We start from the raw sequence: 22,775 nt of genomic DNA on the forward strand, positions 1-22,775 counted from the left end.
CACACACAGCCGCAGGGCACGCGGCATCCGATAATCTCGCACTCGGTGAGATTTCACCGGTGCGACTGGGGGGCCGTCGCGCTCCCCCGCGCCGCAGCCGAATCCCGAGAGGCACCGTGATCCCGCCGACCCAGCGACGACTCGCCGAGCGTCGGCGCGTGGCACGCCATCGCCGCGCCCTCGGCTACTGGGGCGTGCTGCTGGCGATGCTCCTCTCGCTGTGGGTCGGCACCACCGTCGTTCCCCCCGCGTGGCTGCACACTCCCGCGCTCTTCGGCCACTTGGCTTCGGTGATCGCGGGCCTCGGCGCCGCCGTGCTGCTCGAACTGAGCGGACTGCTCTGGATGCTGCGACGCGCGGCCCTCGACGACCTCCGCCGCGTCGAGCGCATCGTGAGCACCCTCGCGTGGCTCGGCATCGCCGGGCTGCTGGCGACAGGCGCGTTCCTGCAGCCGGACCTCGGAGAGCCGCTGACCGCGATCAAGATGGTCGCGGTGCTCATCGCCGCCATGAACGGGGTCGGGATGACGCGACTGACCGACGAACTGGCTCGGCTTCCCGGGGGCGTGCGGTTCTCGGCCCTCCCCCGCAGATTGCAGGCATGGTGCGTCTGGAGTGCGGTCGTTTCGCAGTCGGCGTGGTGGACCGCGGTGCTGATCGGGATGCTGAACACCGCTTCACGGTGATCTCACGGCATCCTCGCCCTCGCCTCGCAACCTCGCTCGGGTTAGGCTCTAGCCTTACCGGACTACCCGGCCGGTGACCCCCCGCCCGGCCTCACGGCCGCATCGACCTCGAGGATGCCCATGCGCGATCAGACGCGCGGCGACGAGGACGCGCCCGGACCCCGCCGCGGCCAGTCCTCTCAGCCGGATACCGCTGCAATGCCTGCGGCATCGTCCCCCGCTCTTTCTCCCACCTTCTCATCCACCGCATCGTCCGCGGTGCCTGCCAGGGCCAAGGCGCCCTCGGCGATCGACGAACGCCGCGAGCGCCGCCGCAAGCGCCGGCGCCGGATGCTGATGTGGACCACCGTCGTCGGCATCGTCGTGCTGGTCGGATCGATCAGCACCGTGTCGTACGCGATCGTGTCGAACCTCGCCGAACCGGCGCCCGCCGCCGAAGACCCGGCGCCCGCTGCACCCCAGGTCGTCGAGGCCATCGAGTTCCCGCAGGACGAACCGGCCGCGGCCGCCGGCGCCCAGCCGTGCGCGACCGTGAGCGTGCTCTCGTCGTTCGAGAACGCCGAGATGGTCGAGAGCCTCGCCGCCGCTTACAACAGCCAGCCGCGCAACGTCGCGGGGTCGTGCGTCACGGTGACGACCGCGAAAGAGAAGTCGGGTCTCGCCGCCGCGGTGGTGGCGACCGCGTTCCCGAACCTGGCCGCCGACCAGAAGCCGACCGTGTGGCTGCCCGACTCCTCCACCTGGGTCGACGTCGCCCAGTCGCAAGGAGCCACCAACCTGCGCGCCGACGGCACGAGCGTCGCCATCTCCGACGTCGTGATCGCGATGCCCGAGACCCTCGCCGAGACCATCGGATGGGATGCCGCGGCGCCGACGTGGAGCGCCATCTTCGACGCGGCGGGCGACCCCGACCTCTGGAGCGGTCTCGGGCACCCGGAGTGGGGCGCGTTCAAGCTCGGCAAGACCAGTCCGCTGATGGCGACCTCGGGCGAGGCCGCCATGTACGCGTCGTACGGCACAGCGGCAGGGTCGCTCACCGGCCTCACCGCCGCCCAGGTGCAGGACCCCGGAGTGCAGGCCGAGGTGCACGAGAACGAGACGGCGACCAGCCACTACATGGCCACGCCCGAGCACTTCCTCTGGCACGCGCGCCAGGCCGAGGCATCCGGTTCCACCGCCGACTTCCTCTCGGCGGTCATCGTCGATGAGAAGTCGGTGTGGGACTACAACCGCGGTATCACGAGCCGCGACGGCATCACACGCACGCAGGGCGAACCGCCGTCGGAGCAGCTCGTGCCGATCTACCCCACCGACGGGTACTACTCGGCCGACAACCCTGTGATGCGACTCACGGGCGAATGGATCGACCCGGTCGAGGCGGAGGCCGCGGCGGACTTCATCCGCTTCACGCACACCGCGCAGGGCCAGTCGGCCGTGCGCGCCGCCGGCTACCGCGATCTCAACCGCGCACTCGACGAGAGCGTCGCGAAGATCGGCCAGCTCGACGCCGCCCAGCAGAGCACGCTGGCGTTCCCCGCCGCCGACGTCGTGACAGCCGTGCAGACGTCGTTCCCGGAGGTGCGCAAGCGCGCGAACGTGCTGTTCCTGCTCGACGTGTCGGGGTCGATGGACGAGCCCATCCCCGCGGGCGACACCAAGCTCGCGCAGGCGCGCAAGGCGATCGAGGCGGCGCTCGGGCACTTCACCACGGGCGACGACGTCGGGCTCGCCGCGTTCGCGCAGGGTCCCGATGGTGCGATGCTGCCGGGCTTGGTGTCGCCGGTCTCCGACATCGGCGGGTCTCGCGACGGGTTCCTCGGCGCTCTCGGCGGGCTCACCTCGATGGGAGACACGCCGCTGTACCAGGCGGTCGACACGTTCGCCGCACAGCAGGCGGCGTCGTGGACGAGCGACCACATCAACGCGATCGTGCTGCTCAGCGACGGCGAGAACGACACGCCGAACGCGCCGACCATCGGCGCCGATCAGATGCTGGCGAACCTGAAGGACATGCACCACGGGACACCGGTGCTCATCTTCACGCTCGCCTACGGGGCCGACGCCGACGTGGCGACCCTGCAGTCGATCTCGAGCGCCACAGGCGCGCACTACTACGACGCGACCGACCCGTCCAAGCTCCAGGCCGTGCTCGGCGACCTCGTCACGAGCTTCTGACCCGACCGCCCTGGCCCGCGGCTACGACGCCCCGGGCCAGGAGTCGGCGAGCTTGGTGAGCAGGCGCGCGAGCTCCGCGCGCTCGTCGTCGGTGAAGGCGGCGAGCGCCGCGTCCATCGCCTCGCGCCGCTCGCCCCGGAAGCCGCGCACGAGCCGGGTTCCGGCATCCGTCAGCGCCACACGGGTACGGCGGGCGTCGCCAGGGTCTGCCTCGCGCCGCACCAGCCTCAGCTCGACCGCCTGTTGCACGAGCCGCGACGCGCGGGGCTGATCCACGCCCACCGCGTCGGCGATCTCACCCACCGACAGCGGATGGGATGCCGCGGCCAGCGCCTCGAGCAGTCTCAGGCGTGCCGGTCCCCCGATGCGGCCGGCGCCGCCCCACGGCGGCCCGCCGAACCCGGGAGGCCCGCCGAACCCGGGAACGGTCGCACCACGACCCCAGGGACCGCCGCGACCGCCGCGACCCGCGAAGCCGCGGATCGGCTCGTCGCCATGCGCGTGATCCGGGCCGTGGCCCGAGTGCTCGTCGTCGTGGCCGTGGCCGCCGTCGGTGCCGTGGCCGGCGCCGTGGCCGTGGGGCCCGGCGTGCCCATGGGCGTGTGGCCCTCCGCCGTGGGGCCCGGAGCCGTCCGCCCACGGCGGGCGGGGCATCCGTCGTCCGCGCAGGCGTGCGAGCGCCGCGGCGATGGCGTCGGCGGGGTCGTCGGGTGTGGACGGCATGCGTCCAACTTACATGCGACTTGACATGTATCCGAATTGCATGTCACACTGCATACACATGCATTTGGACATGTAATCCGGCGGCCCCTCGTGCGGCCCCTTCGAAAAGGACTTTCCATGAACGACATCACTGACAACCCAGAGAACGACAACGAGTCCGAGACTCCCCTGCCCACCGACCGGCGTCCGCTCGGCTACTGGCTGCGCGCGGTCGACGGGCTGCTGACGCGCGAGTTCGCGACCGCGCTCGAAGCCGAAGGCATCAGCCGACGCGACTGGATGCTGCTGAATCTGCTCGCAGGCGACATCGACGCTCCCGAGATGCGTGAGCGCCTCGCCCGCAAGGGCAAGCGCCTGCGTGGCCTCGAAGAGCGCGGCTGGGTCGAGGAGCACGGCGACGGCACCTGGAGCCTGACCGACCTCGGCCGCTCCGAGAAGGACCGCATCGGCGCGATCGTCGACGGCGTCCGCTCACGCGTGGTCGACGCCGTCGGCGACGCCGAGGCGTACGCAGCCCTGACGAACTCGCTCGAGGCGATCGCGCGCGAATTCGGCTGGGACGACAGCGCCGCCGGTCGCGAGCGCGGCTTCGGCGGTTTCGGCGGCTTCGGCCGGCGGGGCTTCCCGGGCTTCGGCCCGGAGTTCCGCGGCCATGGCTTCGGCCCGGGCTGGCGCCAGGGCTTCGCCGGTGGCCCGCGGCCGTTCGGCTCCGACATCCACGAGGGCTACGGACACAACCGCCACCGCGGCTTCGCTCCCGGGCGCCCCGGCCACCCGGCCGAGCGCTTCGATGAGCCGATGCGCGGCTACGGCGGCGAGGGATGCCGCGGCGACCACCCGCACGCCGACCACGGCCACCGGGACCACGAGTCCGGGCACGGCCACCACGGCGAGCACGCCCACCACGGTCACCACGGCGACCGCGCCCACCACGGTCACCACGGCGAGCGCGCCCATGGCCGCGGTGGCCGAGGTGCGCAGCAGGCGTACGAGCGCGGCTTCGACGCCGGGTTCGCGCGCGGCCGGGAGTCCGGCGCCGCCTGAGATCCGGCATCCTGAGTCCCGAAAGGGTAGATTTCCGCGCCCTGAATGTGCGGGAATCTACCCTTTCGCGGTTCTCGGGCGCGGGGATGCGTCACACGCGCGTCACACCGGGGCGGCAAGATGGGCGGGTGACCACTGTGCCCGCGCTCCTCGCCATCTCGCACGGAACTGCGTCACCCGCAGGGCAGGCGGCCGTCGCAGGACTGGTGGAGGCCGTCGCCCGCCGCCTTCCCGCCGTCACGGTGCGGCTCGGGCATGTGGACGTGCAGCAGCCGGATGTCGCGGCATCCCTCGACGCGATCCCCGAGGGCACGCCTGTGGTCATCGTGCCGCTGCTGCTGTCGGCCGGGTACCACGTGCGCGTCGACCTCCGGCAGCAGTCCGCGGGACGCGACGGCGTAGTGATCGCACCGGCGCTCGGCCCCGACCCTCGGCTGGTCGATGTGCTCCTGACGCGCCTGATGCCGCTCGCCCCGGCACCGGACGACGAGATCGTGCTCGCGGTGGCGGGATCCAGCGACGATCGCGCGAATGAGGACTGCCGCGAGATCGGACGGATGCTGGGCGCCCGGCTCGGCCGTGATGTCAGCGTGGGCTTCCTCGCCGCCGCCGACCCCCGCCTGGACGTCGCCGTCGCCAAGGCCGTCGCCTCACCGGCCACGCGGACCGTGGTCGCGAACTACCTCCTCGCCCCGGGGTACTTCCACGACCTCGCCGTGCGGATGGCGGCCGGTGCCCCCGTGGCGCCGCCGCTGCTGGGCGACGACGAGCCGCCCGTACCCCTGGTGGAGATCGTCGTGGACCGCTACCGGGACGCCGCGGGCTTGTCGGACTGAGTCCACAATCGGTCCACCCGCAACTGTGTGACGCCCCGTTACGCCGGTTAACGTCCCTTGACATTCGGATAGGCCCCCGGCCGGGTCGCTTCTAGCCTCGCGGAAGGACCTTGTTAGGGTCCGCCCGGGGACGCCCGGGAACACCCGGAGGCCCCCGTGACCATCAGCGAAACCGAAGCCCGCGCTGCGGCGGACCGCCCGCGCGCCGCCGTACGCCCGCCGCGCGCGTCGTCGAAGCCGAACGGCCAGTGGAAGATCGACGGCACCGAGCCGCTCAACGGCAATGAGGAGTGGAAGCAGGTCGACAACGGCCTGAGCGTGCGCGAGCGCATCGAGCAGACCTACTCCAAGGGCGGCTTCGCGTCGATCGACCCGACCGACCTGCACGGCCGGTTCCGCGTGTGGGGGCTGTACACCCAGCGCAAGCCCGGTATCGACGGCGGCCGCACCGCGACCCTGACCCCCGAAGAGCTCGAGGACGAGTACTTCATGATGCGGGTCCGCATCGACGGCGGCCAGCTCACGACCGAGCAGCTGCGCGTGATCGCCGGCATCTCGACCGAGTTCGGCCGCGACAGCGCCGACATCACCGACCGGCAGAACATCCAGCTGCACTGGATCCGCGTCGAGGACGTGCCCGAGATCTGGCGCCGCCTCGAAGCCGTCGGGCTGGGCACCACCGAGGCGTGCGGCGATGTGCCGCGCGTCGTGCTCGGCTCGCCCGTCGCGGGGATCGCGGCGGACGAGCTCATCGATCCGACGGCCCAGATCGACGAGATCACGTCGCGCTTCATCGGCGACGAGTCGCTCGCGAACCTGCCCCGCAAGTTCAAGACCGCGCTCACCGGCCACCCCAGCCAGGACGTCGTGCACGAGATCAACGACGTCGCGTTCGTCGCCCTCGAGCACCCTGAGCTCGGCATCGGGTACGACCTGTGGGTCGGCGGCGGTCTGTCGACGACCCCGCGTCTCGGCGAGCGCCTGGGTGCGTTCGTGCGGCCGGACCAGGTGGCGGATGCCTGGCACGGCGTCGCGCAGATCTTCCGCGACTACGGTTACCGGCGCCTGCGCAACAAGGCGCGCCTGAAGTTCCTCCTCGCCGAGTGGGGCGCCGAGAAGTTCCGCCAGGTGCTGCAGGACGAGTACCTGGGGTACGCCCTCCCCGACGGCCCCGCCGCCCCCAAGCCGCTGACCCCCGGCGACCACGTCGGCGTGCACGAGCAGAAGGACGGCCGCTTCTACATCGGCGTCACCCCGATCGTCGGCCGCGTCTCGGGCCCGACCCTCGCGAAGCTGGCCGACGTCATCGAGGCGCACGGCTCGAGCCGCCTGCGCACGACGCCGCACCAGAAGCTCGTCATCCTCGACGTCCCCGCCGAGAACGTCGAGCCGCTGATCGCCGAGCTCGACGCGCTCGGGCTGCAGGCGCGTCCGAGCCTGATCCGCCGCGGCACGATCGCCTGCACCGGCATCGAGTTCTGCAAGCTCGCGATCGTCGAGACCAAGGTCAACGCGACGGCGGCCGTGCTCGACCTCGAGGAGCGTCTCAACGGCTTCGAGCTGCCGCATCCGATCTCCCTCCACGTCAACGGATGCCCCAACTCGTGCGCGCGCATCCAGACCGCCGACATCGGGCTCAAGGGCCAGCTCGTCACCATCGACGGGGAGCAGGTGCCGGGCTACCAGGTGCACCTGGGCGGCGGTCTCGCCTCGCAGAACCGCGACGAGCCCGGCCTCGGCCGCACCGTGCGCGGGCTGAAGGTGGCCGCCGACGGCATCGCCGACTACGTCGAGCGCGTCGTCACACGCTTCCTCGCCGACCGCGAGGCCGACGAGACGTTCGCCCAGTGGGCGCACCGCGCCGAAGAGGAGGCCCTCCAATGACCGTCTCCCTCGCGATGCCCGCCCGCACAGCCCTCGCATGTCCCGCTTTCGCTCGCAAAGAGCCCTCTGAAGCGGAGTTTTCGGGGCATGCAGGGGTGAAATCGGGACACGCCGGTGGTCCACGCGCGGGCAAGGGGGTTCTGCTGTGACCGTCTCCCTCGCACCTCGCGTCGCCGTCAAGCGCACGCCCGAAGAACTGAAGGCCCTCGCCGAACAGGGCAACCTCGAGCTCGGCAGTCTGACCGAGCACGAGGCATCCGCCGCCGAGGTCGTCGCGTGGGTCGCCCGCAATTTCGGGACGGATGCCGCAGCCGTCGCCTGCTCGATGGCCGACGCCGCGCTCCCCCACCTGGTGGCCGAGCAGCTGCCCGGCGTCGATGTGCTGTTCCTCGACACCGGCTACCACTTCACCGAGACGTACGCGACGCGCGACGAGGTGCAGCGCGCGCTCGACGTGCGGATCGTCGACATCACCCCGTCTCAGACAGTGGCCGAGCAGGACTCGGAGTTCGGCGCGCAGCTCTTCTCGCGCGACCCCGGCCTCTGCTGCGCGCGCCGCAAGGTGGCGCCGCTGCAGGACGCCCTCGGCGGCTACGAGGTGTGGTTCACCGGCGTCCGCCGCGACGAGGCGCCCACGCGCACGAACACGCCCCTCGTGACGTGGGATGAGCGCAACGGGCTCGTCAAGGTCAACCCGGTCGCGGCGTGGAGCTTCGACGACGTGCTCGCCTACGCCACCGCGCACAAGGCGCCGGTGAACCTGCTCGTCGGGTTCGGCTACCCCTCCATCGGCTGCGAACCGTGCACGAAGCCGGTCGCCGCCGGCGAAGACCCCCGTTCCGGCCGCTGGGCCGGACTCTCGAAGACCGAATGCGGGCTCCACGAATGACCCTCTCCGACACCCAGAGCGTTTCGTCTCGCTCGTCCCTCGCTCGCTCAACGACCGAGACCCCGGTCGTTGAGCGAGCGAAGCGAGACGAAACGCGTCTGTCCACCCTCGACCTGCTCGAGGCCGAGGCGATCCACGTCATCCGCGAGGTCGTCGCCGAGTTCGAGCGGCCCGTGCTGCTCTTCTCCGGCGGCAAGGACTCGGTCGTGGTGCTGCACCTCGCGACCAAGGCGTTCGCGCCCGGCCGCGTGCCGTTCCCCGCGCTGCACGTCGACACCGGGCACAACTTCCCGGAGGTGCTGGCCTTCCGCGACGAGACCGTCGAGCGACTCGGCATCCGTCTGGAAGTTGCCCGTGTGCAGGACTACATCGACGACGGCCGGCTGCAGGAGCGCGCCGACGGCACCCGCAACCCGCTGCAGACGACGCCGCTCCTCGACGCCATCGCCGCCGGCCGCCACGACGCCGTATTCGGCGGCGCCCGCCGCGACGAGGACAAGGCCCGCGCCAAGGAGCGGATCATCTCGCTGCGCGACGAGTTCGGGCAGTGGGATCCGCGCAACCAGCGCCCGGAGCTCTGGAGCCTCTACAACGGACGCCACACGCCCGGCCAGCACGTGCGGGCCTTCCCGATCTCGAACTGGACCGAGCTCGACGTCTGGCGCTACATCGAGCGCGAGGGCATCGCGCTGCCGCCGCTGTACTTCGCCCACGAGCGGGACGTCTACGCGCGGGACGGCATGTGGCGTCCGGTGGGCGAGTTCTCTCCGCCGCGCGAGAACGAGACCGTCGAGCGCCGCACGGTGCGCTACCGCACGGTCGGCGACATGAGCTGCACCGGAGCGGTGGAATCGGATGCCGCGGACCTCGCCGCGATCGTCGCCGAGGTCGCCGTCTCCACCCTCACCGAGCGCGGCGCGACCCGCGCCGACGACCGCCTCAGCGAGGCGGCCATGGAGGACCGCAAGAAGGACGGCTACTTCTGATGACCAATGTGGACACGCGCCTCCCGGTCGTTGAGCGAGCGAGGATCGAGCGAGACGAAACGCCCCGAACCCCCACGCTGTTCCGGTTCGCGACCGCGGGATCGGTCGACGACGGCAAGTCGACGCTCGTCGGCCGGCTGCTGCACGACTCGAAGGCGATCCTCGCCGACCAGCTCGAGCAGGTCGCCCGCACGTCCGCCGACCGCGGCTTCGCGCACGGCGACTTCGACTTCGCCCTCCTCACCGACGGCCTGCGCGCCGAGCGCGAGCAGGGCATCACGATCGACGTCGCCTACCGTTACTTCTCGACGGGCACGCGGTCGTTCATCCTCGCGGACTGCCCGGGCCACGTGCAGTACACGCGCAACATGGTCACCGGTGCGACCACCGCCGACGCCGTGATCGTGCTCGTCGACGGCCGCAAGGGCGTGCTCGAGCAGACCAAGCGCCACCTCGCGGTCGTCGCGCTGCTGCGCGTGCCGCACGTGATCGTCGCGGTGAACAAGATCGACCTGACCGGCTTCTCGGCGGATGCCTTCGCCGACGTCGCCGCGCAGGCACGTGCCGTCGCCGCCGAACTCGGCATCGAGGACCTGCACGTGCTCCCGGTGTCGGCGCTCGAGGGCGACAACATCGTGGACCGCTCGGAGCGCACTCCCTGGTACGACGGCCCCGCACTGCTCGAGCTGCTCGAAACCCTGCCCGCGGCGGACGATCCCGAGCAGGAGCTCGAGCCGCTGCGGCTTCCGGTGCAGCTCGTGCTGCGCCCGCAAGGCGGCCTCGCGCCGGGCATCGAGGGCGCGGAGGCCGAGCGGCTGCGCGACTACCGGGCGGTCGCGGGCCGCATCTCGAGCGGCGTCGTGCGCGTGGGCGACCGGGTAGAGATCTTCCCGGCCGGCCGGACGACCACGGTCACCGGCATCCGCTCCGCCGGAGCAGAGGTCGACGAGGCCACCGCCCCGCAGTCGGTGTCGCTCGAACTCGCGGACGACATCGACACCGCGCGCGGCGCGCTCGTCGTCGCTGCCGGCTCGCTGCCGGTGTCACGGCGGGAGTTCGAGGCCGAGCTCTTCCAGCTCGACGCGCGGGCGCTGACCCCCGGCATCCGTGTGCTCGTCAAGCACGGCACCGCGACGGTGCAGGCCATCGTCGCGCAGATCGAGTCGCGCTACGACCTCGACGCGCTCACGCACGAGCCGGCGCAGACGCTCGAGACCAACGACATCGGCCGCGTGCGGCTGCGCGTGGCGGCAGACCTGCCGCTCGAGCCCTACCGCACCAGCCGCCACGGGGGCTCGTTCCTCGTGATCCATCCGTCCGACGGCGCCACGCTCGCCGCCGGCATCGTGCGCGAATGACCCGTCGTGCACGCCACTGAGCAACACCGAATCTAAGGAGGCGACACCGTGAACAAAATCCGCACCGCGACCGCAATCACAACCCTGGGACTCGTGGCGGCCATGATGGCCGGCTGCGCCTCTGCGGCGGCCACCCCGAGCGAGACCGCGGCGGGAGACGACACGCCGTCGGTGGGCGAGCTGCGCCTCGGCTACTTCGCGAACGTCACCCACGCGCCGGCGCTCGTCGGCCTCGAAGAGGGCCTCCTCCAGGACGCGCTCGGCGACGTCGAGGTGACCACGCAGGTGTTCAACGCCGGCCCGGCGGCCATCGAGGCGCTGTCGGCCGGCGCGATCGACGCGACCTACATCGGCCCGAACCCGTCGATCAACACGTTCATCCAGTCCGGCGGCGAGTCGGCCCGCATCATCGCGGGTGCGGCGACCGGCGGGGCGGCGCTCGTCGTACGCGACGGCATCGACGACGCGGCCGACCTCGAGGGCACGACCATCGCGACGCCGCAGCTCGGCAACACGCAGGACGTCGCGGCGCGCGTATGGCTGAAGGACGAGGGCTTCGAGACCGACACCGCCGGCGGCGGCGACGTGCACATCACGCCGACCGAGAACGCGCAGACGCTGACGCTCTTCCAGCAGGGCGAGCTCGACGGCGCGTGGCTTCCCGAGCCGTGGGTGTCGCGCCTGATCGTGGACGCCGGCGCGCACGTGCTGCAGGACGAGGCCGACCTCTGGGAGGACGGCGAGTTCCCCACGACGGTGCTGCTGGTGCGCAAGGAGTTCCTGGACGAGCACCCGGATGTCGTCGCCGACCTGCTGAAGGGCCACGCGGCCTCGGTGCAGTGGATCGCCGACAACGCCGCCGACGCGCCCGCCGTCATCAACGGAGCCATCGAGAAGGAGACCGGCAAGCCGCTCGCCGACACCGTCATCGAGCGCGCGCTCGAGCACGTGACGTTCTCGGTCGACCCGCACGCCGACACGTTCGAGACGCTGGTCGAGAACGGCATCGAGGCGGGCACCCAGAAGGAGGGCTCGATCGAGGGCCTCTTCGATCTGCGCCTGCTCAACGAGCAGCTCGAAGCGGCCGACGCAGACACCGTCTCGGCCGCAGGGCTCGGCGAGGACTGACATGAGCACCGCTCCCGCTTCCGCCTCCGGGGCCGCGCACGCGGTCCCGGAGGCGGGCGCGCCCGCGAAGGCGGGCACCACGAACCCGCTCGCCCCGAGCTTCGACAGCGTCACGCCCGTGCCCGCCGCCGCACCGGCGCCGGCGCCGGCCGTGCGGATCGACGGCGTCTCCAAGCGCTTCGGCTCGGGCCCGGTCGTGCTCGACGACGTGTCGCTCGACATCGCCCCAGGGGAGTTCGTGTGCCTGCTGGGCGCATCGGGATGCGGCAAGTCCACGCTGCTGAACCTCATCGCGGGACTCGACCGGCCGTCGGCGGGCCGTATCGACACCCCGGTCGAGGGGTCGGCCGTCATGTTCCAGGAGTCGGCGCTCATGCCATGGCTCACTGCTCGGAGGAACGTCGAGCTGGCGCTGCGCCTGCGCGGCGTGCCGCGCGGCGAGCGCCGCGACAAGGCGCTGGCCCTCCTCGACACGGTGAACCTGGCGGATGCCGCCGAGAAGCGCCCGCACGAGCTGTCGGGCGGCATGCGTCAGCGGGTCGCGCTCGCGCGCGCCCTCGCCCAGGACCGGCCCGTGCTCCTCATGGACGAGCCGTTCGCCGCCCTCGACGCCATCACCCGCGACCTGCTGCACGAGGAGCTGGAGCGCGTGTGGCGCGCCACCGGCCGCACCATCGTGTTCGTCACGCACAACGTGCGCGAGGCCGCCCGCCTCGGCCAGCGCGTCGTGCTGATGGGAAGCCGTCCCGGCCGCATCGTGCAGCAGTGGCAGATCACGAAGACCACGGGCCGGCGTATCGAGTCGCCCGAGGTCGCCGCCCTCTCGGTCGAGATCACCGACCAGCTGCGGAAGGAGATCCGCCGCAATGCCGCATGACACCACCCTTCGACACGCTCACGGACCGGCACAGGGGGTCGCCGAACCGGTGGGAGCGACCACCGAGGCGAACGACCTGCGCTCGCTCGAGGCCGGCCTCGACCGGCTCCAGACCGACGCCGGGGCCGTCCCCGGACACTGGCGCCGGCTCGCGGCCAGCGTCGTGCCGCCGATCGTCTTCGTCATCCTCCTGATCATCGTGTGGCAGCTGTACGTCGTGATCGCGCAGCCGCGGCCCGACATCATCCCCGGCCCGGCCGACGTCGCCGCAGCGCTCGGACAGGCCTGGGACACCGGGCGCCTGCAGGAGGCCGTTGCGACGAGCCTCGAGCGCGGCGTCATCGGCTTCCTCATCGCCATCGTCGTCGGCACCCCCATCGGCCTGCTCCTCGCCGAGGTGCGCCCGATCCGCCGCGCGGTCGGCCCCATCATCTCGGGCCTGCAGGTGCTGCCGTCGGTCGCGTGGGTGCCCGCCGCCATCATCTGGTTCGGGCTGTCCGACGCCACCGTCTACTTCGTCATCCTCATGGGTGCGATCCCCTCGATCGTCAACGGCCTCATCGCCGGGATCGAGCAGGTCCCGCCGCAGCTGCGCCGGGTCGGCACTGTGCTCGGCGCCTCGCGCTGGCAGCTGGCCACCGCCGTGATCCTCCCGGCGGCGCTTCCCGGGTATCTCGCCGGGCTCAAGCAGGGCTGGGCCTTCTCGTGGCGCTCGCTCATGGCCGCCGAGATCATCGCGATGGGCGGCACGATCGGCTTCGGACTGGGCTCGATGCTGCAGAACAGCCGCGATCTCGCCGACCTCGCGGGCGTGCTCGGCACGATCCTCGTCATCCTCGCGATCGGCGTGCTCATCGAGCTCGTCTTCTTCGGTCCTCTCGAGCGACGGATGCTGAAGCGCCGCGGCCTGCTCATCACGGGAGGCGCCCGATGACCGGCCTCGACAGGCGGGTTCCGGCATCCGAATCTCGCAGATCCGCACGAACCTCGCAGAAATCTGCCGAGAATCTGCGAGCCCGACGCGAATCTGCGAAGCCTGGAGAGCCCACGTCGGACGCCGCGGGCAAGGTGTGGCTCGTCGGCGCCGGTCCGGGCGACGCCGGGCTCCTCACCATCAAGGGCCTGCGCGCCCTCGAGGCGGCCGACGTCATCGTCGCCGACCGCCTCGGGGCACGTGCGGTGCTCGACGGCCTGGCCGCCGATGGCGTGACGCTGCGCGCCGAGGTCATCGACGTCGGCAAGCTGCCCGGCCACCATGCCGTGCCGCAGGACGCGATCAACGCCCTGATCGTGCAGCTCGCCCACGACGGCAAGACGGTCGTTCGCCTCAAGGGCGGCGACCCCTACGTGTTCGGCCGCGGCGGGGAAGAGCTCCACGCGTGCCAGGAGGCCGGCGTTGCCGTCGAGGTCGTCCCCGGCATCACCAGCGCCATCTCGGTGCCCGCGATCGCCGGCATCCCACTCACGCACCGCGGCGTCGCGACCGCCTTCACCGTCGCGACCGCCCACGAACAGATCGCGTCGCTCAGCGGCGGCCGCGACCACACCGTCGTGCTGCTCATGGGGATCGCCACGCTGGCGAACTCCGCGATCATCCTCGCCCGCGGCGAGCGCGGCGGCGACTGCCCCGTCGCCGTCGTAGAGGACGGCTTCGGGCCCCGCCAGCGGGTGACGGTGGGGACGCTCTCGACCATCGCGCACCAGGCCGCGGCCCGCGGCATCCGCTCGCCCGCCGTCGTGGTCGTCGGCGACGTCGTGCGGCTGAGCCCATACGCGCCCGCCGAACTCGCGACCCTCGATCTCTCGCTGTACGACCCGCTCGCTCCCGCGCGCAGCCCCCGCGCCTGACCGGGCGCCCGCGCGCTCCGTCCGCCTGACCCGAAAGAACCCCACTGTGACTTCTTCGAGCACTGTGCCCACCTCTGATCTTGGGAACCTCCGCGTCGCGATCGTCGGCGCAGGTCCCGCCGGCATCTACGCCGGCAACATCCTCACCAACTCGGTCGTCGAGGCCGGCGGATCCGTGTCGATCGACCTGTTCGAGTCGCTTCCCGCGCCATACGGCCTGATCCGCTACGGCGTCGCTCCCGACCACCCCCGCATCAAGGGCATCGTCAATTCGCTGCACGAGATGCTGGATGCCGGCACCACGCGGTTCATCGGCAACGTCGAGGTCGGCCGCGACATCGCGCTCGACGAGCTGCAGGAGCGCTACGACGCGGTGATCATCGCGACCGGCGCCATCCGCGACGCCACGCTCGACATCCCGGGCATCGATCTGCCGGGCTCGTACGGCGCAGCCGACTTCGTCGCCTGGTTCGACGGTCACCCGGACGTGCCCGCCGAGTGGACGCTCGACCAGCCCGAGGTCGCCGTCATCGGCAACGGCAACGTCGCGCTCGACGTCGCGCGCGTGCTCGCGAAGCATGCGGTCGACCTCCGCTCCACCGAGATCGCCGACAACGTGCTCGCGGGCCTCGAGGCATCCGCCGTCACCGACGTGCACGTCTTCGGCCGTCGTGGGCCGGCCGACATCAAGTTCACGCCCATCGAGCTGCGTGAGCTCGGCGAGGTGCCGAACGTCGACATCGTCGTGCACGACGAGGACTTCGTCGACGCCGACCCGGCGAACGCGGCGAACAACCAGCTCAAGGTCATGCTGCGCGTCCTCAACAGCTGGCGCACGCGTGAGGCGACGGGCGCGAGCCGCCGTCTGCACCTGCACTTCTACCACTCGCCGGTCGAAGTCCTCGGCGACGGCAAGGTCGAGGGCATCCGCTTCGAGCGCACCGAGCCCACCGGCGACGGGCGCGTGCGCGGCACCGGAGAGTTCCGCGAGATCGCGGTGCAGCAGGTCTACCGCGCCGTCGGCTACTACGGCACGCCGGTGGTCGGCGCCCCGTTCGACGAGCGCGCCGGCGTCGTCTCGAATGTCGAGGGCCGGGTCAAGGATGCCGCGCGCACGGGTGACGCCGAAGCCCCGGCGATCGCGGGCCTCTACGCCACCGGCTGGATCAAGCGGGGCCCGGTCGGCCTCATCGGCCACACCAAGTCCGACGCGATGGAGACGATCGCGCACCTCGTGTCGGACGTCGAGGCAGGGCGCCTCTCGGCCCCGGCCGTCGAGGGCGACGTGCTCGACGTGCTCGACGAGCGCGAGGTCGCGTACACGACCTGGGACGGCTGGCTCGCCCTCGACGCGCACGAGCGCGACCTCGGCGCCAACCACATCCACACGCGCGAGCGCGTCAAGGTCGTCCCGCGCGACGAGCAGGTCGGGATCTCCCGGGGAGCGCTCGTCCGGTGACGTATGTGATCGCCCTGCCGTGCGTCGATGTGAAGGACCGCGCCTGCATCGACGAGTGCCCCGTGGACTGCATCTACGAGGGTGAGCGGTCGCTGTACATCCACCCCGACGAGTGCGTCGACTGCGGCGCCTGCGAGCCGGTCTGCCCCGTCGAGGCGATCTACTACGAAGACGACCTGCCCGAAGAGTGGCAGGACTACTACAAGGCCAACGTCGAGTTCTTCGACGACATCGGCTCGCCCGGCGGTGCGGCCAAGACCGGCGTCATCGCGAAGGACCACCCGGTCATCGCGACGCTTCCTCCCCAAGGAGACGGCCATGACTGACCCCCTTCCCACGGCGGGCTCCACTGCGCCATCGAGCACTGAGGTCGACGTCGTGATCATCGGTGGCGGCCCCGCCGGGCTGTCGGCGGCCCTCAACCTGGGCCGCGCGCGAGCCTCGGTCGTGGTGGTGGACGCGGGACGGCCACGCAACGCCGCCACCCTGCGGTCGCACGGCTTCCTCACCCGCGACGGCGTCTCACCCCTCGAGCTGCGCAAGCTCGCCCGCGCCGAGCTCGCCGCGTATCCCAACGTGCGGGTGCTCGATCGCACCGTCGTCACGGCGCTGCTCGAGCGCGCGGGCGACGAGGGACTGCGCTTCATCGCCGCGCTGCAGGGCCGTGGCGTCGCCACCCCGCCCGCCGTCGCGGCGCGCTCCGTGCTCGTGGCGACCGGGCTGCGCGAGACACTCCCCGGCATCCCGAGCCTCCGCGCCTACTACGGCATGACGATCTTCAGCTGCGCCGCCTGCGACGCGTGGGAGCTGCAGGATCGCCCCCTCGCGCTGATCGGCGAAACCCCCGACCTTGCCGCCCGCGCCCGGCTGATCGCGCGCTGGACCGAGCGCCTCACCGTCTTCACGAACGGATCGGATGCCGTGGACACGGTCGAAGAGGCGGAGCTCGCGGCATCCGGGATCATCGTCGAGCGGCGTGCGATCGACGACCTCGAAGGCGACCGCGGCGCGGTGTCGGCCGTGCGTCTCGTCGACGGCACGCGCGTCGAGATCGACGGCGGCTTCGTGCGGCCGCAGTGGCACCCGGCACTGGACTTCGTCAGCGGCATCGAGCTCGAGCGCGACCGGTTCGGCAACCTGGTCACCGACCGTTCCGGGCGCACGTCGGTCGCCGGGCTGTATGCCGCGGGGGATGCCGCATCGCCGGGTCCGCAGCAGCTCATCGTCGCCGCGGGTCAGGGCGCGCGGGCCGCCGCCGTGCTGGTGCACGACCTCGTCGGGGTGCGCACCGCCCACTAGGACGCGGGCGGGCGGAGTGTCACGCGGGGCTGAGCCACCGGGGCACGCGGCGCCGCTCTGGGCACTGGCGCCTCTCAGGCTTCGTCGCGCTGCAGCGCCTGGCGGCCGGCGGCGAGCATCTCGCGCACCTGGTCGCCGTGCGTCGTGGCGGGGCTCGCCGTGTCAGGCCACGATGCGAGCTGCGCCTCGGCCCAGTCGGCCCACTCGATGATGTGCTCGTAATGCCCGATCATGAACGTGTTCGCCAGCGCGAAGAGGTGGCGACGCTCGGGGAAGGTCCCGCCGGTCCCACTGATGTACGCCGCGTAGCGGGCGAACATCTCGCGGTTGGCGAGCGCCTGCTCTTTCGTCCGCGCCAGCGTGCCGCGCAGGTCGTCGAGCGACCCCTGATCCGCGAGCAGCACCCGCACCATGCCCTCGAACTCCAGCGTCGGCGGACGCACCGGAGTGCTCAGCCACGCGGCGAGCGCCTCTCGGCCGGCCGGCGTGATCGAGTAGATCGTGCGAGCACGCTTGCCGGTGTGCTCCTGGCGGGTCTGGACGAAACCCTCGTCGCTGAGGCGGTTGAGGAGGGCGTAACGACCACGGTCGGCCGACGGCCACAGCTCCGCCACGCCTCGACCGAGCTGTTCGGCGAGCTGATAGGCCGACCAGTCGTGGTCGGCGAGCAGCCCGAGGATGAGGTACCCCGTGGTCGAGAGTCCGCGGTCAGCCACAGTGTGCTCCCTCCTCGCGCCGGTGCGGTTCGCGATGCGAAACGTAAAGTTAGCCCACCGCAGCCTCATCGACTCTATACTGCGAAGTGCAGTAAGCACGGGCGCGGTATCCCGAGTGGGGACGAGGGACCGTCGCCGAAAGGCGGCACGGCGCGGGGGCGCCGGCTGCCTGGCGGCGGGCGATCTGGGATCGCCCGCCGCACACTCCTCGCGCGGATGCCCGACACAGCTCCGGAGTCGCACACACGGCGGTCGCCCGGTACCGCGGTGGGGGAGGATGGGTTCGATGTCAACGCCGACCGAACCGCCGCTGGACGAGCTGCGCGCCCTGCGCGAGCGCGCGTACGGGCGCCATGCCGACATCCAGGACGACCCCGACGCCCTGGCACGGCTTCGTGAACTCGAGGCGCAGGCGTCTGCCGCGACGCTGACCCTGGCGGGGAGCGCCACACAGACGGTCGCCGGCGGCGTCGCGCGTGCCGGCGTCGGCGGGGACGAGGCGGGGCGGCTGCCCGACGACGATGGGACGACGGATGCCGCAGCCCCCCGCAGCGGGGTCACGCCGGTGGACGCTGCGGTGGGTTCAGCCCCGCCCGTCGACCCTGTGCCATCCCTGGCCTCCAGCGCCACGGCCTCCGACGGAGGCGAATCCTCGGCCGCAGACCCGGTCGCGTCGGCGGCGCACGACGACCCGTCGCCCGCCCACGCCGGGGATCCCGCCGGGCACGGCGCCCCGCCGCGGTCACCGTGGTGGCGTCGACGTACGCGGCTGCTCTGGGCCGCTTCGGTCGTCGCCGGCGTGCTCGTCGGCGTGGGCCTGACATTGGCGGTGCAGGCGGCCGGCGCGGGGAGGGTCGCAACCCTGGACGAGGATGCCGATGGCGAGTGGCCGGATGAGTTCTTCGGTGCGCGGCCCCCCGACGCCCGGGTGTTCGACGACTTCCACGGTCTCACCGTGCTCACGTTTCGCCAGCCGGTGCAGCCGGGAGATTCGCAGACCTGCCTGTACATCGTGACCGCCCCGGATGCTTTCGGCGGGGGAACCTGCGGTGCGGACGCTTTCGGCCCGACAGCCTCACTGGAAGTCGGCCCCGACTCACCCGAAGAGCTGAGCGATCGCTTCCCGAGAGGCACGGCGCTGCAGTTCGTGCTCGAGGGCTCGAGCGTCCAGGTCTACGCGCGCGAGCCGAGCCTCCTGGAGCCGACGCCCTGAGGTCCGGCCCCCCGGCTCCGTGACGGGTCGCACTGGGGCGAAGATCTCGCCCTACGCGTCGGCCGCGGGCGCAGGGACCGTGTCCCCCACGTCCGTGCGGTGGAAGTTCTGGAACGAACGGGATGCCGTCGGCCCCCGCTGCCCCTGATACCGGTTGCCGTACGTGCCCGAGCCGTAGGGGCTCTCGGCGGGCGAGGTGAGGCGGAAGTAGCAGACCTGCCCGATCTTCATGCCCGGCCACAGCTTGATCGGGAGGGTCGCGACGTTCGAGAGCTCGAGCGTGACGTGGCCCGTGAAGCCGGGATCGATGAACCCCGCGGTGGAGTGTGTCAGCAGGCCCAGGCGACCCAGCGACGACTTGCCTTCGAGCCGGGCGGCGATGTCGTCGGGCAGCGAGATCCGCTCGAACGTCGAGCCCAGCGCGAACTCGCCCGGGTGCAGGATGAACGGTTCGCCGGGATCGACGGAGATGAGGCGCGTGAGCTCGGGCTGATCCTCGGCGGGATCGATGAACGGGTACTTGTGGTTGTCGAAGAGCCGGAACGAGCGGTCGAGGCGCACGTCCACGCTCGACGGCTGCACCATTCCGGGTTCCCACGGGTCGAGCCCGATGCGCCCCGCGTCGATCTCGAGCCGGATGTCGCGGTCACTGAGCAGCACGAGGCCAGCTTATCGGGGCCGCCCGGCGCACCGGCATCCGATGTCCTGCTGGTCGCCGACGTGGCCGGCGGCCGGGTGGCGACAGCGGCGGGGACGACCGCTCAGCTGCCGTCGCGCAGGTCTGCCGGCGGGTCGGGCGAGAAGCGGACCTCGTCGAACGTGGCCACACACGCGTCGCCGAGAGGCGCCTGCGCGAGGAAGCCGACCTGCACCGGGCCGCCCCAGTCGAGCCGGAACAGCCGCACGAAGTCCCAGCGCCGTCCGTCCGTCGAAGAGTGGAACGCCCAGACCTGATCGCCCACCCGCGACACGCGCAAGTGCACGAAGGGATCGGCGACGACCACGGAGTTGCAGTCGTCGGACCACACGTTGGTCACGACAGAGACCACCATGGCCTCGCCCTGCGGCGAGTACTCGAAGCAGAGCTTCGCCCAGTGGTCGCGATCGCCCCAGACGGCGAGCGCTGCGGCATCGAAGGTCGTGCGCGGCGTCGTGGCGACACCGGCGCGCGTCGACAGCGCGAAGCGGTCGGGCGCCTCGAACCCCAGCAGCGCCGCGGCGTGCTGCTGCGGGCCGCCGAGGGCGTCGTTGGTCCAGTCGGTGCCCGGAGCGGCCGACACCTCCAAGCGCCCGTCGGGCTGCAGCGCCGCCGTGCCGCTGCCCACCGCCCATTCGAGATCGCGCAGCCCTGCCGGCATGCGGAACACGGAGCGGTCATCGGTCAGCACGCCGCCAGCCTATCGGCGCGGCATCCTCGCTGACCGAAGGCGGCGGGCCCTACGCTCGAGACGACGATGACGGATGCCGCGGCCCGGCCCTGACCGCCCGGCCGGAGCGGGCCGCTGACGGAGGATGCCATGGCGACCGTGCTGTTCTGCCCGGTGACGTTCAACCTCGCCGAGACGACGAGGATGATCCAGGTCGCACGCGCGATGGATCCCGCGCACCGCATCCTCTTCATGGGCTACGAGGACGATTACGTCGGGCTCATCCGCGACGCGGGTTTCGATCACCGGTCGTGCACGCCGGTGCTCACGTCGCAGGAGCGGGAGCAGCTGATCGCGTTCGACCAGGGCAAGACGCTGAAGACCCCGTTGACAGAGGCTTTCGTGGGCGCGCGGGTGGACGTCGAACGGGGGCTCATCCGCGAACTCGGCGCCGCCGCCGTGGTGACGGGATCCAACCTGACGTCGTACATCTCCGCCCGCGCCGAGCACGTGCCGCTCTTCTACCCCGTACCTTTCGCCTTGACCGAGCCGCAGGTGCGGCAGGCGCGCCACCTGTTCCTCGTCGGTGGGCGCGGCCGGCTGTCTCGGTTCGCGGATCGGCTGGCCACTGCGGCCTTCCGCTGGATCTACACCAAGGCGCCGCTCGCGCCGCGGGCCTTCGCGAAGGTCGCTACGGCCAACGGCGTGCCGCCGCTGCGGACGGTGGCATCGCTCATCACCGCCGACCGGAACCTCCTCACCGAGATGCCATGGGAGCTCGAGGACTTCACCCTTCCCGACGGGTTCGAGCGGGTCGGCCCGATCTTCGCCCACATCGACGCCCCGCTGCCCGAGATCGTCGAGCAGCTCGCGGCGGCCCCCGAACCGCTGGTCTATCTGGGACTCGGGTCGTCGGCGAACCGCAAGCTCGCCGTGGCGGCCGCCCGCGCGCTCGGCGAACTGCCGGTGAACGTCGTCGCCCCCATCGCCCACTACCTCGAGCCCGACGACGTCCTCCCGCCGAACGTCCACGTCACTGAACTCCTCCCGGCCCACCGGCTGGGCGGACTGGTCGATGCCGCCGTGCTGCACGGCGGGCAGGGGACCGTCCAGACGGCGTGCGCCACCGGCATCCCGTTCGTCGGAATGGGGCTGCAGCCGGAGCAGACCTGGCACGTGCGCATGTGCGAGAAGCGCGGACACGCCATTGCCGTGGCGCCCCGGCGCGTCGGGTCCCCGGAATTCCTCGACGCCGTGCGCCGTGTGCTGTCCGACCCCGGCATCCGCGCCGTCGCACAGGACGTCCAGCGCGCCTACGCCGACGCGGATGGCGCCGCCGCCAGCGCTCGGATCATCGAGGCCGCGCTCTGACCCGAATGACAGCGGGTTCGGCACGTCTGCCATCCAGTTCGTCAAGCGCGGGAGAACATCCCGGTCGGGTCGAAAGTTGCGCGGATTCGTTGCAGCCGCTCGAGGGTCGCCGGCGGGAAGGCGCGGCGTTCGAGATCGGGCACGTCGCCGAGGAAGTTGACGTAGCCGGCGTCTCCGTCGGAGAGGTCCGTGACAAGGGTGTCCACGATCGGGCGCGCGGTCTCGGCCGCTGCTGAATCGGAGAAGATCGTCGACACGATCACCATCGCGCGGCGGTCGCGGTGCGCGAAGGCCGTCGCGCCGACGGGCACCCGGGCGATCGCGCCGCCCATCGGCCGAATATTGATCACGGCGACCGGGGCGCGCAGGTCCTCGAGGGCGGCGATGGCCCGTTCCGCGCGGGCAGCGTCCATGCGGTCGGCGAAGCCGGCCCCCGTGACTGCGGTCGCGTCCCCGGCCTGTTCGTCGCGCAGCAGCGACCCGTAGGGCACGGCCGCGACCGTGTCCGCGACGACGGGCCCGAGGGCGCGGAGCACGTCCCAGGCCACGGCGGCGTCGCGCGGCGATCCCGAATGTGCCCCGATGACGGCGAGCACCGGGTGGCCGCGGAGTCGCTCGGGCACGAACGGGGCAGGCGGGGCCGCCAACACGTTGACCATCGCCGACAGCTCATCGGGGCCGTCTGCGACGGCGTCGACAAGCGCGGCAAGCAGGTGAGCGTCGGGTTCGAAAAGCAGCACACCGCCATGGACCTCGCGGATCTCGGTGAGTCGGTAGCGCAGCTGTGTGACGACGCCGAGGCCAGGGCCGCCGCCGCGCAGAGCCCAGAGCAAGTCGGGGTCGCTCTCGGCGTCCGCGGTGCGGAGATTCCCATCGGCGGTCGCCAGCTCGACGCCGACGAGCTGGTCGGCAGCGA

At 71.7% G+C, this 22,775-nt stretch carries 21 protein-coding genes and 1 pseudogene; 17 read left to right on the forward strand and 5 right to left on the reverse strand.

The features are described from left to right. Positions 1–158 precede the first annotated feature (158 nt). Both B1729_RS08960 and B1729_RS08965 read left to right on the forward strand, forming a co-directional pair. Positions 159–686: a hypothetical protein gene (locus tag B1729_RS08960; RefSeq protein ID WP_163615833.1), complete on the forward strand. Its 528-nt coding sequence runs from the start codon at positions 159–161 to the stop codon at positions 684–686. A 258-nt stretch (positions 687–944) separates the two neighbouring features. Next, positions 945–2,861, forward strand: a complete 1,917-nt coding sequence (locus tag B1729_RS08965) for a substrate-binding domain-containing protein (protein WP_239539572.1) — start codon at positions 945–947, stop codon at positions 2,859–2,861. A gap of 21 nt (positions 2,862–2,882) precedes the next feature. Here the strand turns inward: B1729_RS08965 and B1729_RS20720 are convergent, their stop codons facing one another. Next, positions 2,883–3,584, reverse strand: a complete 702-nt coding sequence (locus B1729_RS20720) for a MarR family winged helix-turn-helix transcriptional regulator (RefSeq protein ID WP_239539573.1) — start codon at positions 3,582–3,584, stop codon at positions 2,883–2,885. A gap of 117 nt (positions 3,585–3,701) precedes the next feature. Between B1729_RS20720 and B1729_RS08975 the strand changes: the two genes are divergently transcribed. From B1729_RS08975 to B1729_RS09035, 13 genes are all read left to right on the forward strand, one after another. Next, positions 3,702–4,628 (forward strand): hypothetical protein, encoded by a 927-nt coding sequence (locus tag B1729_RS08975; RefSeq protein WP_163632182.1) that lies wholly within the window; start codon positions 3,702–3,704, stop codon positions 4,626–4,628. Positions 4,629–4,756: 128 nt separating this feature from the next. Next, a complete protein-coding gene (locus B1729_RS08980; RefSeq protein ID WP_239539574.1) occupies positions 4,757–5,464 on the forward strand; it encodes a CbiX/SirB N-terminal domain-containing protein in 708 nt (235 codons plus the stop codon). Between the two features lie 162 nt (positions 5,465–5,626). Then, positions 5,627–7,348 (forward strand): nitrite/sulfite reductase, encoded by a 1,722-nt coding sequence (locus B1729_RS08985; protein ID WP_163632214.1) that lies wholly within the window; start codon positions 5,627–5,629, stop codon positions 7,346–7,348. A gap of 145 nt (positions 7,349–7,493) precedes the next feature. After that, positions 7,494–8,237: a phosphoadenylyl-sulfate reductase gene (locus B1729_RS08990; protein ID WP_163632188.1), complete on the forward strand. Its 744-nt coding sequence runs from the start codon at positions 7,494–7,496 to the stop codon at positions 8,235–8,237. Beyond that, on the forward strand, positions 8,234–9,223 hold the full coding sequence (gene cysD, locus B1729_RS08995) for a sulfate adenylyltransferase subunit CysD (RefSeq protein ID WP_163632191.1): 990 nt from the start codon (positions 8,234–8,236) through the stop codon (positions 9,221–9,223). The genes B1729_RS08990 and cysD overlap by 4 nt, the downstream gene beginning before the upstream one ends. Further along, positions 9,223–10,581, forward strand: a complete 1,359-nt coding sequence (locus tag B1729_RS09000) for a GTP-binding protein (protein ID WP_239539575.1) — start codon at positions 9,223–9,225, stop codon at positions 10,579–10,581. The genes cysD and B1729_RS09000 overlap by 1 nt, the downstream gene beginning before the upstream one ends. A gap of 48 nt (positions 10,582–10,629) precedes the next feature. Further along, positions 10,630–11,709: an aliphatic sulfonate ABC transporter substrate-binding protein gene (locus B1729_RS09005; protein WP_163632194.1), complete on the forward strand. Its 1,080-nt coding sequence runs from the start codon at positions 10,630–10,632 to the stop codon at positions 11,707–11,709. A gap of 1 nt (position 11,710) precedes the next feature. Further along, on the forward strand, positions 11,711–12,586 hold the full coding sequence (locus B1729_RS09010; protein ID WP_163632197.1) for an ABC transporter ATP-binding protein: 876 nt from the start codon (positions 11,711–11,713) through the stop codon (positions 12,584–12,586). Then, positions 12,576–13,520, forward strand: coding sequence for an ABC transporter permease (locus tag B1729_RS09015; RefSeq protein WP_163632200.1), 945 nt, complete (start codon positions 12,576–12,578; stop codon positions 13,518–13,520). The genes B1729_RS09010 and B1729_RS09015 overlap by 11 nt, the downstream gene beginning before the upstream one ends. Before the next feature lie 134 nt (positions 13,521–13,654). Beyond that, the gene (gene cobA, locus B1729_RS09020; protein ID WP_239539576.1) at positions 13,655–14,434 is read left to right on the forward strand and encodes a uroporphyrinogen-III C-methyltransferase; all 780 of its coding nucleotides are present in this window, start codon (positions 13,655–13,657) and stop codon (positions 14,432–14,434) included. Between the two features lie 46 nt (positions 14,435–14,480). Next, positions 14,481–15,893 (forward strand): FAD-dependent oxidoreductase, encoded by a 1,413-nt coding sequence (locus B1729_RS09025; protein ID WP_239525513.1) that lies wholly within the window; start codon positions 14,481–14,483, stop codon positions 15,891–15,893. Further along, positions 15,890–16,219 (forward strand): ferredoxin, encoded by a 330-nt coding sequence (fdxA, locus tag B1729_RS09030; RefSeq protein ID WP_163615826.1) that lies wholly within the window; start codon positions 15,890–15,892, stop codon positions 16,217–16,219. The genes B1729_RS09025 and fdxA overlap by 4 nt, the downstream gene beginning before the upstream one ends. Next, positions 16,212–17,192, forward strand: a complete 981-nt coding sequence (locus B1729_RS09035) for an NAD(P)/FAD-dependent oxidoreductase (RefSeq protein WP_163615825.1) — start codon at positions 16,212–16,214, stop codon at positions 17,190–17,192. The genes fdxA and B1729_RS09035 overlap by 8 nt, the downstream gene beginning before the upstream one ends. Before the next feature lie 74 nt (positions 17,193–17,266). Here B1729_RS09035 and B1729_RS09040 read toward each other — a convergent pair whose 3' ends face one another. Next, positions 17,267–17,908 (reverse strand): helix-turn-helix transcriptional regulator, encoded by a 642-nt coding sequence (locus tag B1729_RS09040; RefSeq protein WP_163632205.1) that lies wholly within the window; start codon positions 17,906–17,908, stop codon positions 17,267–17,269. 286 nt (positions 17,909–18,194) lie between these two features. Here B1729_RS09040 and B1729_RS09045 point away from each other — a divergent pair, with 286 nt between their 5' ends. Next, complete coding sequence (locus tag B1729_RS09045) at positions 18,195–19,121, forward strand: hypothetical protein (protein WP_163632207.1); 927 nt, start codon at positions 18,195–18,197, stop codon at positions 19,119–19,121. Between the two features lie 51 nt (positions 19,122–19,172). Here the strand turns inward: B1729_RS09045 and dcd are convergent, their stop codons facing one another. After that, positions 19,173–19,781 (reverse strand): dCTP deaminase, encoded by a 609-nt coding sequence (gene dcd / locus B1729_RS09050; RefSeq protein ID WP_163615822.1) that lies wholly within the window; start codon positions 19,779–19,781, stop codon positions 19,173–19,175. A gap of 101 nt (positions 19,782–19,882) precedes the next feature. Continuing rightward, complete coding sequence (locus B1729_RS09055) at positions 19,883–20,509, reverse strand: DUF1349 domain-containing protein (RefSeq protein ID WP_239539577.1); 627 nt, start codon at positions 20,507–20,509, stop codon at positions 19,883–19,885. 129 nt (positions 20,510–20,638) lie between these two features. Between B1729_RS09055 and B1729_RS09060 the strand changes: the two genes are divergently transcribed. Continuing rightward, positions 20,639–21,859 (forward strand): nucleotide disphospho-sugar-binding domain-containing protein, encoded by a 1,221-nt coding sequence (locus B1729_RS09060; protein ID WP_163632208.1) that lies wholly within the window; start codon positions 20,639–20,641, stop codon positions 21,857–21,859. 41 nt (positions 21,860–21,900) lie between these two features. On the opposite strand, the pseudogene B1729_RS09065 reads toward B1729_RS09060, so the two are convergent. After that, a pseudogene (locus tag B1729_RS09065) lies at positions 21,901–22,775 on the reverse strand (FAD-binding oxidoreductase); the annotation flags it as partial.

The organism is Microbacterium sp. B35-04 (assembly GCF_010634885.1).
In the GTDB taxonomy this organism is placed as follows: Bacteria; Actinomycetota; Actinomycetes; order Actinomycetales; family Microbacteriaceae; genus Microbacterium.